This is a genomic window from Hydrogenophaga crocea (assembly GCF_011388215.1).
In the GTDB taxonomy this organism is placed as follows: domain Bacteria; phylum Pseudomonadota; class Gammaproteobacteria; order Burkholderiales; family Burkholderiaceae_C; genus Hydrogenophaga; species Hydrogenophaga crocea.
Window position 1 is genome coordinate 4192078 of sequence record NZ_CP049989.1, and the last position, 13290, is coordinate 4205367.

Consider the following 13290-nt stretch of genomic DNA (forward strand, 5'->3'; position numbering starts at 1 on the left):
GCCGGATGGCGGGGGCAATGCGGGCATCTTATGTGTCTGTTTCTGAACAAAAAAGTCGGAAGCTTTCAGAAATTCTGATAGGTTTGGGTTCATGGCCTTCACCAGCGACAACCTGCGCGTGTTCCTGGCGGTGCTCGACGCGGGCTCGTTCTCGGCCGCGGCGCGCCAGCTCGGGCGCGTGCCCTCGGCCGTGAGCATGACCATCGCGCAGCTCGAAGCCGAGCTCGACCTCACGCTGTTCGACCGCAGCACGCGCGAGCCGCGGCCCACCGACTCGGCGCGCGCGCTCGAGCCGCAGGCGCGCCAGATCGCGGGCCAGTGGCGGCGGCTGCAGGCGCACGCGCAGGCCCTGCACCAGGGGCTGGAGCGCCAGCTCACCATCGCCATCGCGCCCGAACTGCTGTCGGCGCCCTGGAGCCAGCCGCTCGCGGTGCTGGCCACGGAGTACCCGGCGCTGATCGTCGAGGTGCTCTCGGCGCCGCAGGCCGACGCGCTCAAGATGCTGCACTCGGGCGAGGCGCAACTGGCGCTGGTGTTCGAGCGCCCGGGCACCGACGAGCGCGAGGGCTTCCAGGAGCTCGGCCAGGAGGTGCTGGTGGCGGTGATCTCGCCCGAGCACCCCGAGGCGCGCGCGCGCCAGGGCAGCCTGCAGCTCAACGACCTGATCGACGTGCGGCAGATCGCGGTGGCCGGCCGCGACCCCAAGGGCCGCGACCCGCGGCTGCTGCTGTCGCGCCACATCTGGCGCACCGACAGCCACCTGGCCACGCTGAGCCTGGTGCAGGCCGGCCTGGGCTGGGCCTACCTGCCGCGCCGGCTGGTGGCGCCTCTGGTGGCCGCGGGGGCGCTGGCCGAGATCCGCTTCGGCAACATCAGCAACGAGCTGCGCGTGTGGGTCGACGTGGTCTGGCACAACGAGCGGCCCATGGGACTGGGGGCGCAGCGCTTCATCGAGCTCATGCGCCAGGCCACGCGCGAGGCCGCCCCGGGCTGAGGCGCAGGGTCGGCCTTGTCCGCCCCGGACACGGCGCGATGTCCTACAGCCGCGGCGCCGGCGCGCGGGAACACTGGGGTTTCAGGGCCGGCCGCCGCGCGGCGGGCCTCGAACTTCCGATCCAACCCGCTGAAAGGAATCGCCATGAAAGCATCGCAACGTGTCCTCTTCCCCATCGCCCTGGCCCTGGGTGTGGCGGCCGGCGCCAGCTTCGCCGACGGCCCGCTGCAAGGCCCGACCCTGCAGGAGGAGCCGCTGCAGTTCACCAGCACCGAGGTGCAGAGCGACACCACCCGCAGCCAGGTGCAGTCGCCCGTGGTGGGCCTGGAACGGGCCGGCCTGATCGAACGCGGCGAGGCCACGGCCCCCGAGCACCAGGCCCGCAGCAACAGCTACCTGAGCCGCGCCTACGTGCAGGCCGAAGCCCAGGAGGCCTACCGCATGGGCCTGGTGGCCCAGGGCGAACTGATGCCCGTGCCCACCGAGGAACAGCTGCAGCAGATGCAGTTCGCGGCGGCCCGCTCGGTGCAGAACCAGAACCTGGCGTTCTCGCCCATGGAGCGCGAGGCGTTTATGAACTGAGCGCGCTGACCGATCGCCGCCACAATGCACGGCTTTCACAACAAGGAGGCCGTGCATGTCCGGAGGCGACTGGAAGGAGCTCTTCAACGCGGCGTGCGGGGGCGATCTCGCCCTCGTGCAATACCACGTGAAGAACGGGGTGGACGTGAACTACGCCCACCCCGAATTTTTGTCCACGCCGCTCGTGGCCTGCATCCTCGCGGGCCAGGAGGCGGTGGCCCACCACCTGCTCGACCACGGCGCGAATCCGCGCCTGCATTCCGAGTTCGACGGCATGACGCCTGTGGAGGCCGCGCGCCATGTGGGCATGGCCAGCGTGCTGGGGCGCTTGGCCCGGCTGGGCATCGAGCCGCCACCACCGGAGGCCCCGCGCCGCCGCGGTCTGGGTCAGTGGCTCGCGCGCTGGCTCAGCGTGCCCGGTTGACGCGGCCCTGCGGCGTGGCCTTGGCCGGCGGGCGCGCGGGCCGCCGTGCCGGCGCCGCGGCCTCGCCCACATTGCCCCAGGTGCCCACGTTCGCGGCCTTCAGCAGCGGCGAGGCATTGCCCGCGTCGGCGAGCTCGCTGGCCGCGGTCAGCAGCAGCGGCGCGAAACCCAGCATGCGCTTGTGCGTCAGGCGCGACGACGGCCCGGCGATCACCACCACGCCGGTGGCCGGCTCCTTGGGCCGGGCCACGGGCGCGGCCATCGAGCTCATGCCCGGTGCGTACACGTCCTGGATCAGGCTGTAGCCGCGCTTGCGGTGCTCGTCGAGCATCTTGAGCAGGGCCTTGATGCTGGTGGGCGCGTTGGGGCCGAAATGCCGCGGGTCACCCATGCCCTGGCGCGTCACGCAGGCGATGGCCGCGTCCTCGGACAGCGTCATGAGCCAGGCGTGGCCCGCGGCGCTGCACGACAGGCGCAGGTCGATGCCCATGTCGGGGTCGTACTTGAGGCCGCTGCGCGCGCCCTGTGCCTTGGCCATGAGCGTGAGCCGCTCGCCGTCGACCACCGCGAGCCGCACCAGTTCTTCGGTGGCTTCGGCCAGCCGGTTGATCACGGGCTGCGCGATGTCGACCACACCCGAGCGGCTCAGGTAGCTCAGGCCCAGCGAGGCGAGCTTGGTGCTCAGTGCGTAGTCGCCGCGCTGCGGCAGCTGGCGCACGTAGCCGAAGCGGATCAGCTCGTGCAGCGTGCGGTGGCAGCCGCTGCGCAGCTGGTTGAGCGCGGTGGCGATCTGCACCAGCGGCGCGCCGTCGGGGTGGTTCGCGAGGTACTCGAGGATGGCCAGGGATTTTTCGAGCGAGCCGCTCATGCGTTGTCTCCGTTGTGGGCAGGGATCGTGGGGAGAATCATCGCAGCTTTCAAATTTTGAAAGATATCAAAAATTTGAAAGGCATTCACAAAATGTGCATGATGCGCGGCTTTCACACCCAGACCGGAGACAAGCCCATGCATTCCCATCGCTTCCATCCCCTGCGCCGTGCGTTCATGGCCCTCGTCGCGGGTGCAGCGCTGTGCGGCGCGGTGGCCGCGCAAGCCCAGGACATCAAGGAGCGCAACCTGCGCTTCGCCTTCAGCCTCGCGCAGGACCACCCCTTCGGCACCGGCGCGAAGAAGTTCGCCGATGCGGTGGCGCAAAAGAGCGGCGGCAAGATGAAGGTCACGCTGTTCCCCGGCGCGGTGCTGGGCAGCGACCCGCAGAACCTGTCGGCAATCCGCGGCGGCACGCTGGACTTCACGTCCATGGCCACCGGCCTGGTGGCGTCGATCGACAAGCAGCAGATGGTGTTCGACCTGCCCTTCCTGTTCAACAACGCGCAGGAGGCCTATGCCATCGCCGACGGCCCCATTGGCCGCAAGATGCAGGAAGACCTCGCGCCGCACGGCGTGGTCGGCCTGGGCGTTTGGGACCTGGGCTTTCGCCACATGACCAACAGCCGCCGCCCGATCGCGCGCCTTGAAGACGTGCAGGGCCTGAAGATCCGCGTGATCGCCTCGCCGATCTTCGTCGACCTGTTCACCACGCTGGGCGCCAACCCCGTGCCCATGACCTTCGGCGAGCTCTACGGCGCGCTCGAGTCGCGCACCGTGGACGGTCAGGACAACCCCTTGGGCGTGATCGAGTCGGCCAAGTTCGCCGAGGTGCAGAAGTTCCTCTCGCTCACGCGCCACGTGTACACCGGCATGCCGCTGCTCATGAGCAAGAAGACCTGGGACGCCATGTCCGAGGCCGAGCGCAAGATCATCCGCGAGGCCGCCGACGAGGCGAAGAAGGTGCAGCGCGAGGCCACGCTGGCCAAGGAGGCGCAGGCCGTCGAGGGCCTGAAGAAGACCATGCAGGTCAACGAGGTCTCGCCGCAGGAGCTCGCGCGCCTGCGCCAGAAGGTGCAGCCGGTGGTGGACAAGTTCTCGCGCGAAGTGGGCGAGGGCGTCTACAAGCAGGTCGTCGACGAACTGGCCCGCCTGCGCGGCGGGAAGTGATCCATGGCACTGCTGGGCAAGGCGGCGCTCGCCATGTGGTGGGAGGTCGGGGCCGATGGCTTCGACGGCTTCTGCCACTGGCATGCGCATGAGCATTTTCCGGAGCGCCTGGGCATCGCGGGCTTTCGCCGCGCCACGCGCTGGCGCGAGGCCGGCGGCGGACCCGGTGTGTTCGTGATGTACGAACTCGAGGACCACGCCGTGCTGGGCTCGCCGGCCTACCTGGCGCGGCTGAACGCGCCCACGCCCTGGTCGGTCAGCATGATGTCGCTGCACTTGCGCATGGTGCGCAGCCAGTGTGAGGTGCTGGCCACGCAGGGCGCGGTCACCGCCGCGCAAGCGCTCACGGTGCGGCTGTCGCCCACGCAGGCCGACGCGGCCGAGGCCCCCGGCGGCCTGCGCGCGCGGCTCACCGGCTGGCTGCGCGAATGGCCCTCGCAGCCCGGGCTCACGGGCGCGCACCTGCTGCGCCACCGCGCGCCGCCGATCGCGCAGACCGCGGAGCAGAAGATCCGCGGCGGCGACGCCGTGGCCGACTGGGTGCTGGTGGTCACGGGCTACGACGCCCGCGCCCTCGACGCGCTCGCGCAGGGCGCGCTGAGCGCCGGCGCGCTCGCCGCGCTTGGCGCGCGCGACGTGGTGCACGGCCGCTACGCGCTCGCCTATTCGGCCCTCCCCACGGACATGGCATGAAGCTGCTGGTGACTGGCGCCAACGGCTTCGTGGGCGCCTGGACGCTGCGTCGCCTGGCCGAAGCCGGTCACGCCGTGCGGGCGCTCGACCTGGCCGCGCCCTCGGCGCTGCTGCAGCGCATCGGCGTGCCGCTCGAGCGCATCGAGTGGTGCCGCGCCGACGTGTGCGACGCCGAGGCCGTGGTGCGCGCCACGACCGCCTGCGACGCGGTGGTGCACCTCGCGGGCGTGCTCACGCCCTTCTGCCGCGAGGCGCCCGTGCAGGGCGCGCGCGTCAACCTGCTGGGCACGCTCAACGTGTTCGATGCCGCGCACCGGCACGGCATTCACCGCGTGATCTACGCGAGCTCGGCCGGCGTGTTCGGCCCCGAGCACGCGCGCCACCCCGAACCCACCACGCACTACGGCGCGTTCAAGCTGGCCTGCGAAGGCAGCGCGCGCGCCTGGTGGCACGACGCCGGCATCGGCAGCCTGGGTCTGCGGCCCTTCGTGGTTTATGGCCCGGGGCGCGAACTCGGCGCCAGCGCGGGCGTGAGCCTGGCCTGCGAGGCCGCGGTGCAGGGCCGACCCTACCGCGTGCCCTTCAGCGGCCGCGCGGGCATGGTGCACGTGGACGACGTGGTGCGCGTGATCGAACACGCGCTGCGTCTGCCGCTGGCCGGCGCCCATCTGGCCGACCTGGTGGGCGAGGTGCACGCGGTGGACGCGGTGATCGACGAGATCCGGCGCCAGTGCCCGGACGCCAGGCTGGGCAGCGAAGGCCCGCCGCTGGCGCTGTCGCCCGACATCGCGCAGGGCGCCACCCATCCCGACATCGCGGCCTTGCCGGTCACGCCGCTGGCCGAGGGCATCGCCCGCACCCTGGAGGTCTGCCGCGCATGGCACACCCGCTCTGCCTCGCTCACCTGAGCGTGCTGCAACTCTCGCCGCCGCAGGTGGTGGAGACCGCGGCCGCCGCCGGCTTTGGTCTGCTCGGCCTGAGGCTCGCAGCGGCCATGCCCGGCCAGGCCGTGTTCCCCATGCTCGGGCGCTCGCCCCTCATGCGCGAGACGCTGGCCCGCCTGGACGCCCTCGGCGTGGCGGTGCACGACGTCGAACTCGTGGGCCTGCGCGAAGACAGCGTGGCCGCCGACCACGAGGCCCTGTTCGAAGCCGCCGCCCGCCTGGGTGCGCGCCATGTGCTGGTGGCCGGCGACGGCCACGACGAGGCGCGCCTGGCCGAGCGCTTCGCCGAGCTCGCGGTGCTGGGCCGGCGCTATGGTCTGCGCATGGGCCTGGAGTTCATGCCCTGGCGCGGCGTGCGCAACCTCGCGTCGGCGCAGCGCGTGCTGGCCCTGGCCGCCGAGGCCGGGGGCGGGCTCATCGTCGACGCCATCCACCTCGACCGCTCGGGCGACGGGGCCGGGGCGCTGGCGGCTATCCCCGCCGCGCAATGGAGCTACTTCCAGATCTGCGACGCGCCCGCGCAGCGGCCAAGCGACGAGGCCGAGCTGCTGCGCCAGGCGCGCGAGGCGCGGCTCGTGCCCGGCGAAGGCGGGCTCGACCTGCGCGGCATGCTGCGCGCGCTGCCCGAAGGCCTGGTGGTGTCGGTGGAAGCGCCGCTGGCCGATGCGCGATCGCCGCTCGATAAGGCGCGTGCGCTGCACCGCGGCGCGCGCGCGCTGCTCGAAGCCGTGGGCCGCTCATGAACACCCCGCAAGCGCATGAGCACGACGTGATCGTGGTGGGTTCGGGCGCGGCCGGCCTGGCCACCGCGCTGTTCGCGGCGCTCGACGGCCTGGACGTGCTGGTGCTCGAGCAGAGCCTCTGGATCGGTGGCACCAGCGCCTTGTCGGCGGGGGCAATGTGGATCCCCAACACGCTGCATGGCGCCGCGGCCGGCGACACGCCCGAGCGCGCCGCCGCCTACCTGGCCGCGGCCACGCAGGGCGAGAGCCCCACCGCGCTGCGCGAGGCCTTCTTGCGCCTGGGCGCGGACGCGGTCCAGCGGCTCGAATCCGAAGCCGGCGTGCCCCTGCGCGCCTTTGCCCACCACCCCGACTACCTGGGCGACCTGCCCGGTGCGAGCACCGCGGGCCGCGTGCTCGAATGCCCGCCCTTCGACGGTCGCCGGCTCGGCGCGGACTTCGCGCGCCTGCGGCCGCCCATTCCCGAGTTCACCGTGCTCGGCGGCATGATGGTCGACCGCACCGACATCGGCCACCTGCTGGCCATGGGCCGTTCCTGGGCCTCGCTGCGGCACGCCGCGGGCCTGCTCGCGCGCCACGCCGCCGACCGCCTGCGCCACCCGCGTGGCACGCGGCTGGTGATGGGCAATGCGCTCGTGGGATGGCTGCTGCACGCACTGCGCGAGCGCGGCGTGCCGGTGTGGACGCGCAGCGCCGCGCTGGGCCTGTTGCACGACGGCGATCGCGTCTGCGGCGTGCGGCTGCAGCGCGACGGCACCACGCTGATCTGCCGGGCGCGCCGCGCGGTGGTGATGGCCGGCGGCGGCTTCAACGACCACCCCGACTGGCGCGCGCGCTGGCTGCCCCCGGCCGTGCGCCACAGCCCGCGCGCGGGCACCTCGCAGGGCGCCCTGCTGACCGATGCGCTGCGCCTGGGCGCGCGCCTGGGTGACGCGCCCAGCAGCAGCGCCTGCTGGGCGCCGGTGTCGGTGCACCCGCGGCGCGACGGCAGCACCGCGGTGTTCCCGCACTTCGTGCTCGACCGCGCCAAGCCCGGCACCCTGGTGGTGGATCCGCAGGGCCGCCGCTTCCTCGACGAGAGCAGCTCCTACCACCGCTTCGGCGAAGCCATGCTGGCCCACGCGCCGGCCGGCGGCGAGGCGGCAGCCTGGCTGCTGGCCGACCGCGAGGCCGTGCAGCGCTACGGCCTGGGCCTGGTGCGGCCCGGGGCGCGCGGCCTGCGCCGGTACGTGCGCGAAGGCCATGTGCTGCGGGCCCGCACGCTGCCCGAACTCGCCCGGGCCATGGGCGTGCCCGCCGATGCGCTGGTGCGCAGCGTGGCGCGCTTCAACGCACTGGCCGACGCCGGCTTGGACAGCGACCACGGCCGCGGCCGCACCCCCTACCAGCGCCACCTCGGCGACCCCGCGGTGGTGCCCAACCCCAGCCTGCGCGCGCTGCGCGAAGGCCCTTTCCATGCGCTGCGGCTGCAGGTGGGCGACATCGCGGGCAGCCGCGGCCTGCTCACCGACGCGGCCGCGCGCGTGCTCGGGCCCGACGGGCCCATCCCCGGCCTGCACGCCGTGGGCAACGACATGCAGTCGGTGATGGGGTCGCACTACCCCGGACCCGGCATCAACCTCGGTCCCGCGATCGTGTTCGCCCATGCGGCGGCACTGGCCCTGCGCCGCGGAACCCCAGACCCCCTGGAGACCCCCTGATGGTGAATCGGCTCATAGGACACATCTGCCGCCTGTTCGAGTGGCTGATGGTGATCTGCCTCGCGGCCATGGTGCTCATGGTGTTCGGCAACGTGGTGCTGCGCTACGGCTTCAACTCGGGCATCACCGTGTCCGAAGAGCTGTCGCGCTGGCTCTTCGTGTGGATGACCTTCCTCGGCGCCTTCGTGGCCCTGCACACGCGCCAGCACCTGGGCACCGACATGCTCGTCGGCCGGCTCTCGCGCGGCGGCCGCAAGCTGTGCTTCGTGCTGGCGCGCCTGGGCATGCTGTTCGTGTGTGTGCTGGTGGTGCTGGGCGGCTGGCAGCAGACGCTGATCAACCGCGACGCGTTGAGCGCGGTGATGCAGGTCTCCAGCGCGATCTTCTACGCCAGCGGTGTGGTGTTCGGAGTGCTGGGCGGACTCGTGGTGCTGCACGAACTCGTGCAGGTGCTCGGCGGCGGCGGCAGCGACGACATGCTGCTGGGCTTTGCCGGCTCCGAAGAGCAGCCGCACGCGCAGGCACGGCCATGATCCTCACGATCTTCCTCGTCACCCTGCTCGGCGGCATGGCCCTGGGCATGCCGATCGCGTTCGCCCTGCTGCTCAGCGGCGCCGCGCTCATGGCGCACCTGAACATGTTCGATCCGCAGATCCTGGCGCAGAACGTGATCGAGGGCGCCAACAGCTTCCCGCTGCTGGCCGTGCCCTTCTTCATGCTCGCGGGCGAGATCATGAACGCGGGCGGCCTGTCGCGGCGCATCGTGAACCTGGCCATCACGCTCGTGGGCCACGTGCGCGGCGGCCTGGGCTACGTGGGCATCATGGCCGCGGTGATGATGGCCGCGCTCTCGGGCTCGGCCGTGGCCGACGCGGCCGCGCTGTCGGCGCTGCTGCTGCCCATGATGAAGCGCGCCGGCTACGACCCCGCGCGTTCGGCCGGTCTGCTGTCGTCGGCCGCCATCCTCGCGCCCATCATTCCGCCCAGCATCGGCTTCGTGATCTTCGGCGTCGCGGCCAACGTGTCGATCTCGCGCCTGTTCATGGCCGGCATCGCGCCCGGCATCATGCTCGGCGCGGCGCTGTGGCTCACCTGGTGGTGGCTGGTGCGGCACGACAAGATCGAGGCCCAGCCGCGCGCCAGCCTGGCCCAGATGCTGGGCGCGGCGCGCGACGCCACCTTTGCGCTGGGCCTGCCGGTGATCGTGGTGGTGGGCCTGAAGTTCGGCGTGTTCACGCCCACCGAGGCCGCGGTGGTGGCCGCGGTGTACGCGCTGCTGGTGTCGGTGTTCGTCTACCGCGAGCTGCGCTGGTCGCAGCTGTTCGGCCTGTTCCGATCGGCCGCACAGACCACGTCGGTGGTGATGTTCCTGGTGGCGGCGGCCATGGTCTCGGCCTGGATGATCACCGTCGCCAACCTGCCGGCCGAGCTCATCGCGCTGCTGCAGCCCCTGCTCGACCGCCCCACGCTGCTGCTGCTGGTGATGATGGTGATCACCATGCTGGTGGGCACCGCCATGGACCTCACGCCCACCATCCTGATCCTCACGCCGGTGTTCATGCCGCTTGTGAAGGCCGCGGGCATTGACCCGGTGTACTTCGGCGTGCTGTTCATGATCAACAACGCCATCGGCCTGGTCACGCCGCCCGTGGGCACGGTGCTCAGCACCGTGGCCGGCGTGGGCAAGGTGAGCATGGACGCGGTCACCAAAGGGGTGTGGCCCTTCATGCTGGTGCAGTTCGGCGTGATGTTCCTGCTGGTGTTCTTCCCCAGCCTGGTGCTGGTGCCGGCGCGCTGGTTCTACGGCTGAGGCGGGCCCCAGGGCCCGGCGGTACCCGAGCGGGCCCTGGGCCTTGAGCGGCCCGGGCGCGCCGGCCGGGCGGGGCGCGACCATACTGCGCGCCTGCCCCGTGCCGCGCCCGCCTTGAACGCCCCCCGCCGCCCCTCCATCGCCGCCGCCACCGCCCGCTTTGCGCGCTGGTTCACCGACCAGGGCTGGACGCCCGCGCCCTTTCAGCGCGCGGTGTGGCGGCACTGGGCGCGCGGCGAATCGGGCCTGCTGGTCACGCCCACGGGCAGCGGCAAGACCCTGGCCGCCTTGGGCGGCGTGTTGATCGACGCCCTGCGCGAAGGGCCCGCGGCCGGTGCCGCGCCCCAAGGCGCGCCGCGGCTGCGCCTGCTCTGGGTCACGCCGCTGCGCGCGCTCGCCAGCGACACCGCGCAGGCGCTGCAACGGCCCATCGACGCGCTCGGCCTGGGCTGGACCGTGGCCCGGCGTACCGGCGACGCGGGCTCGCGCGACCGGCGCCTGGCGCGCGAAGGCCTGGCCGAGGTGCTGGTGATCACGCCCGAATCGCTCGCGCTGCTTCTCTCGTACCCCGACACCGCGGCGCGCTTCGCGGGCCTGCGCGGCGTGGTGGTGGACGAATGGCACGAGTTGCTGGGCAACAAGCGCGGCGTGCTGCTGCAGCTGTGCCTGGCGCGGCTGCGCGCGATCGCGCCCGCGGCCCCCACCTGGGGCCTGTCGGCCACGCTGGGCAACCTCGAAGAAGCGCGCGACGTGCTGCTGCCGCACCGGCCCGGCGCGCCCATCGTGAACAGCGCGCGGCCGCGCCCCGTGGTGCTCAAAACCCTGCTGCCCGAGGCGGGCGAGCGCTTTCCCTGGGCCGGGCACCTGGGCCTGTCGCAGCTCGGGCGGGTGGTGGAGCTGCTTTCGCAGGCGCGCACCGCCATCGTCTTCACCAACACCCGCGCGCAGGCCGAGCTCTGGCACCGCGCGCTGGCCTCGATCTGGCTCGAACCACCCGAGACGCTCGCGCTGCACCATGGCTCGCTCGACGCCGCGCTGCGCCACGAGGCCGAGCAGGGCCTGCGCGACGGCCGCGTGCGCTGCGTGGTGGCCACGTCCAGCCTGGACCTCGGGGTGGACTTTCCGAGCGTGGACCTGGTGCTGCAGATCGGCAGCCCCAAGGGCATGGCGCGGCTGCTGCAGCGCGCCGGCCGCGCGCACCACCGTCCGGGCGCCGCGAGCACGGTGCACTGCGTGCCCACGCACGTGCTCGAACTGGCCGAGTACGCGGCCGCGCGACAGGCCATCGCCGAGGGCCAGATCGAGTCGCGCCACCCCTTGCGGCTCTCGCTCGACGTGCTCGCGCAGCACTGCGTCACGCTCGCGCTCGGCGGCGGCTTCCGGGCCGACGCGCTGTTCGACGAGGTGCGCGGCACCCATGCGTTCGCGGCGCTCGGTCCGCTGCAGTGGCAGGCGGTGCTGGCCTTCATCGAGCGCGGCGGCCAGGCGCTGGCCAACTACCCCGATTTCCACCGCGTCGTGGTCGACGCCGACGGCGTGCACCGCGTGACCGACCGCCGCGTGGCGCTGCGCCACCGCCTGTCCATCGGCACCATCACCGCCGACGGTGCGGTGAACGTGCGCTACCTCAGCGGCGCCTCGCTGGGGTCGGTGGAAGAAAGCTTCATCAGCCGGCTGCGCCCGCGCGATCGTTTCCAGTTCGCCGGGCGCACGCTCGAGCTGGTGTCGGTCGACGGCATGACGGCCCACGTGCGCAAGGCCGCGGCCAGCCGCGCCGGGGCCAGCGTGCCGCGCTGGCAGGGAGGCCGCATGCCGCTGTCCACCGAACTGGGCGAGGCGGTGCAGGCGGCGCTGGCCGGCCCGCGCGACACGGCCGAATTGCGCGCGCTCGGTCCGCTGCTCGACCTGCAGGCCAGCGTCTCGGCCGTGCCCTCGCCCGAGACGCTGCTGGTGGAAGAGCTGCCCGCGCGCGGCAGCGCGGGCGGGCTGCTGTTCGTGTACCCGTTCGCGGGCCGGGCGGTGCACGAGGGCATGGCCGCGCTGTGCGCCCTGCGCTGGGGCCGCGCCACGCCCAACACCTTCCTGTTCGCGGTGAACGACTACGGCTTCGTGCTGCAGGCCCAGCAGCGTGTGCCGGTGGACGAGGCCCTGCTGCGCCGCCTGCTCACGCCCGAAGGCCTGATGGCCGACCTGCGCGAGGCGCTCAACCTCAGCGAGATGGCGCGGCGCCAGTTCCGCGAGATCGCGCGCGTGGCGGGCATGCTGGTGCCGTCGCTGCCGGGCGGCGCGCCGCGCAGCCTGCGGCAGTTGCAGGCCTCGAGCGGGCTGCTGTTCGACGTGCTGCGCCGCCACGACCCGGACCACGTGCTGCTGGCCCAGGCCGAGCGCGAGGTGTTCGAGGCCCAGATGGACGTGGTGGCCTTGCAGGCCACCCTGCAGCGATGCGCCGGGCGCCGCACCGTGCTGCGGGCGCCGGCCCAGCTCACGCCGCTGTCGTTTCCCCTCTGGGCCGAGACGGTCCGCGGCGAACTCAGCACCGAAGACTGGTCGGCCCGGGTGCGGCGCGCCGCCGAGCAGTTGCAGCAGGGCGGGCCCGCGCCCGCGCGGGGGCGCCGCCGTGCTTGATGCGCTGGACTTCAGCCTGGCGGGCGAAACCCTGCGGCTGCACGCCGACCGCGCGCTGTCGTGGCCGGCGCGCCGGCGCCTGCTGGTGGCCGACGTGCACCTGGGCAAGGACGACGCCTTCCGCGCCGCCGGCATTGCGTTGCCCGCGGGCGGCACGCGCCACGACCTCGACCGCCTGGCCGCGCTGCTCGCGGCCACGGGCGCGCAGGAACTGTGGGTGCTCGGCGACCTGCTGCACGGGGCCCGGCCCGACGCGCGCTGGCGCGACGACTGGCTGCGCTTTCGCGCGCAGCACGCGCAGCTGCACATCGCGCTGGTCGAAGGCAACCACGACCGCTCGGCCGCACGCGCCGACCTGGGCATTGCGCTGCACCCGGGGCAGGTGATCGACGGCCCCTTCGTGTTCCGCCACGCGCCCGAACCGCCCGAGCCACCGGCGGCCGCCGGCGGCGAACCGCGGCTCGCCGTGTGCGGCCACGTGCACCCGGTGGTGCGCGTGCCCGGGCTGCGCGGGCGCTTTCCGGCCTTCGTGCGGGTCGATGGCCAGCTCGTGCTGCCCGCGTTTTCGGCCTTCACGGGCGGCTGGCTGGTCGAGCGCGCGCAGGCGCGCTACGGCTGCCTCGGCGGCCATCTGCTCGACATGGGGCCGGCGGGCTGAGCGAAACCAGCGCCCAAAACAAAAGGCCCCTGAGGGCCTTTCGCGGGGGCGACCCGGCGCTGAACCGGGTCTGTCTGGCA

General features: G+C 72.9%; 13 protein-coding genes. 12 read left to right on the forward strand and 1 reads right to left on the reverse strand.

Features of this window, described 5'->3' with window-relative positions:
• Positions 1-91: 91 nt before the first annotated feature.
• The 3 genes from G9Q37_RS19910 (at position 92) to G9Q37_RS19920 (ending at position 2000) form a co-directional block, all read left to right on the forward strand.
• The gene (locus G9Q37_RS19910; RefSeq protein WP_166230055.1) at positions 92-994 is read left to right on the forward strand and encodes a LysR family transcriptional regulator; all 903 of its coding nucleotides are present in this window, start codon (positions 92-94) and stop codon (positions 992-994) included.
• A gap of 144 nt (positions 995-1138) precedes the next feature.
• Positions 1139-1576, forward strand: a complete 438-nt coding sequence (locus G9Q37_RS19915; protein ID WP_166230057.1) for a DUF4148 domain-containing protein — start codon at positions 1139-1141, stop codon at positions 1574-1576.
• 55 nt (positions 1577-1631) lie between these two features.
• Positions 1632-2000: an ankyrin repeat domain-containing protein gene (locus G9Q37_RS19920; protein WP_166230059.1), complete on the forward strand. Its 369-nt coding sequence runs from the start codon at positions 1632-1634 to the stop codon at positions 1998-2000.
• Here G9Q37_RS19920 and G9Q37_RS19925 read toward each other — a convergent pair.
• Positions 1984-2868, reverse strand: a complete 885-nt coding sequence (locus G9Q37_RS19925; RefSeq protein WP_166230061.1) for an IclR family transcriptional regulator — start codon at positions 2866-2868, stop codon at positions 1984-1986. The genes G9Q37_RS19920 and G9Q37_RS19925 overlap by 17 nt on opposite strands.
• Positions 2869-3005: 137 nt before the next feature.
• Here G9Q37_RS19925 and G9Q37_RS19930 point away from each other — a divergent pair, with 137 nt between their 5' ends.
• From G9Q37_RS19930 to pdeM, 9 genes are all read left to right on the forward strand, one after another.
• A complete protein-coding gene (locus tag G9Q37_RS19930) occupies positions 3006-4037 on the forward strand; it encodes a TRAP transporter substrate-binding protein (RefSeq protein ID WP_205710682.1) in 1032 nt (343 codons plus the stop codon).
• 3 nt (positions 4038-4040) lie between these two features.
• Entirely contained in the window at positions 4041-4730 is a 690-nt protein-coding gene (locus G9Q37_RS19935) for a hypothetical protein (protein ID WP_166230063.1), read from the forward strand.
• Entirely contained in the window at positions 4727-5638 is a 912-nt protein-coding gene (locus G9Q37_RS19940) for an NAD-dependent epimerase/dehydratase family protein (RefSeq protein WP_166230065.1), read from the forward strand. The genes G9Q37_RS19935 and G9Q37_RS19940 overlap by 4 nt, the downstream gene beginning before the upstream one ends.
• Positions 5608-6417: a sugar phosphate isomerase/epimerase family protein gene (locus G9Q37_RS19945; protein ID WP_166230067.1), complete on the forward strand. Its 810-nt coding sequence runs from the start codon at positions 5608-5610 to the stop codon at positions 6415-6417. The genes G9Q37_RS19940 and G9Q37_RS19945 overlap by 31 nt, the downstream gene beginning before the upstream one ends.
• A complete protein-coding gene (locus G9Q37_RS19950) occupies positions 6414-8117 on the forward strand; it encodes an FAD-dependent oxidoreductase (RefSeq protein ID WP_166230069.1) in 1704 nt (567 codons plus the stop codon). Before G9Q37_RS19945 ends, G9Q37_RS19950 begins: the two co-directional genes overlap by 4 nt.
• Positions 8117-8650, forward strand: coding sequence for a TRAP transporter small permease (locus G9Q37_RS19955; RefSeq protein WP_166230071.1), 534 nt, complete (start codon positions 8117-8119; stop codon positions 8648-8650). The genes G9Q37_RS19950 and G9Q37_RS19955 overlap by 1 nt, the downstream gene beginning before the upstream one ends.
• Positions 8647-9927, forward strand: coding sequence for a TRAP transporter large permease subunit (locus tag G9Q37_RS19960; protein WP_166230073.1), 1281 nt, complete (start codon positions 8647-8649; stop codon positions 9925-9927). Before G9Q37_RS19955 ends, G9Q37_RS19960 begins: the two co-directional genes overlap by 4 nt.
• 114 nt (positions 9928-10041) lie before the next feature.
• On the forward strand, positions 10042-12552 hold the full coding sequence (locus tag G9Q37_RS19965; protein ID WP_240936441.1) for a ligase-associated DNA damage response DEXH box helicase: 2511 nt from the start codon (positions 10042-10044) through the stop codon (positions 12550-12552).
• Complete coding sequence (gene pdeM / locus G9Q37_RS19970; protein ID WP_166230075.1) at positions 12545-13210, forward strand: ligase-associated DNA damage response endonuclease PdeM; 666 nt, start codon at positions 12545-12547, stop codon at positions 13208-13210. Before G9Q37_RS19965 ends, pdeM begins: the two co-directional genes overlap by 8 nt.
• The last annotated feature ends 80 nt before the right edge of the window (positions 13211-13290 follow it).

Excerpts from the sequence above, each read along its gene's own strand:
- G9Q37_RS19910 (WP_166230055.1), top strand. The coding sequence starts at position 92 with ATGGCCTTCACCAGCGACAACCTGCGCGTGTTCCTGGCGGTGCTCGAC.
- G9Q37_RS19915 (WP_166230057.1), top strand. The coding sequence starts at position 1,139 with ATGAAAGCATCGCAACGTGTCCTCTTCCCCATCGCCCTGGCCCTGGGT.
- G9Q37_RS19920 (WP_166230059.1), top strand. The coding sequence starts at position 1,632 with ATGTCCGGAGGCGACTGGAAGGAGCTCTTCAACGCGGCGTGCGGGGGC.
- G9Q37_RS19925 (WP_166230061.1), bottom strand. The coding sequence starts at position 2,868 with ATGAGCGGCTCGCTCGAAAAATCCCTGGCCATCCTCGAGTACCTCGCG.
- G9Q37_RS19930 (WP_205710682.1), top strand. The coding sequence starts at position 3,006 with ATGCATTCCCATCGCTTCCATCCCCTGCGCCGTGCGTTCATGGCCCTC.
- G9Q37_RS19935 (WP_166230063.1), top strand. The coding sequence starts at position 4,041 with ATGGCACTGCTGGGCAAGGCGGCGCTCGCCATGTGGTGGGAGGTCGGG.
- G9Q37_RS19940 (WP_166230065.1), top strand. The coding sequence starts at position 4,727 with ATGAAGCTGCTGGTGACTGGCGCCAACGGCTTCGTGGGCGCCTGGACG.
- G9Q37_RS19945 (WP_166230067.1), top strand. The coding sequence starts at position 5,608 with ATGGCACACCCGCTCTGCCTCGCTCACCTGAGCGTGCTGCAACTCTCG.
- G9Q37_RS19950 (WP_166230069.1), top strand. The coding sequence starts at position 6,414 with ATGAACACCCCGCAAGCGCATGAGCACGACGTGATCGTGGTGGGTTCG.
- G9Q37_RS19955 (WP_166230071.1), top strand. The coding sequence starts at position 8,117 with ATGGTGAATCGGCTCATAGGACACATCTGCCGCCTGTTCGAGTGGCTG.
- G9Q37_RS19960 (WP_166230073.1), top strand. The coding sequence starts at position 8,647 with ATGATCCTCACGATCTTCCTCGTCACCCTGCTCGGCGGCATGGCCCTG.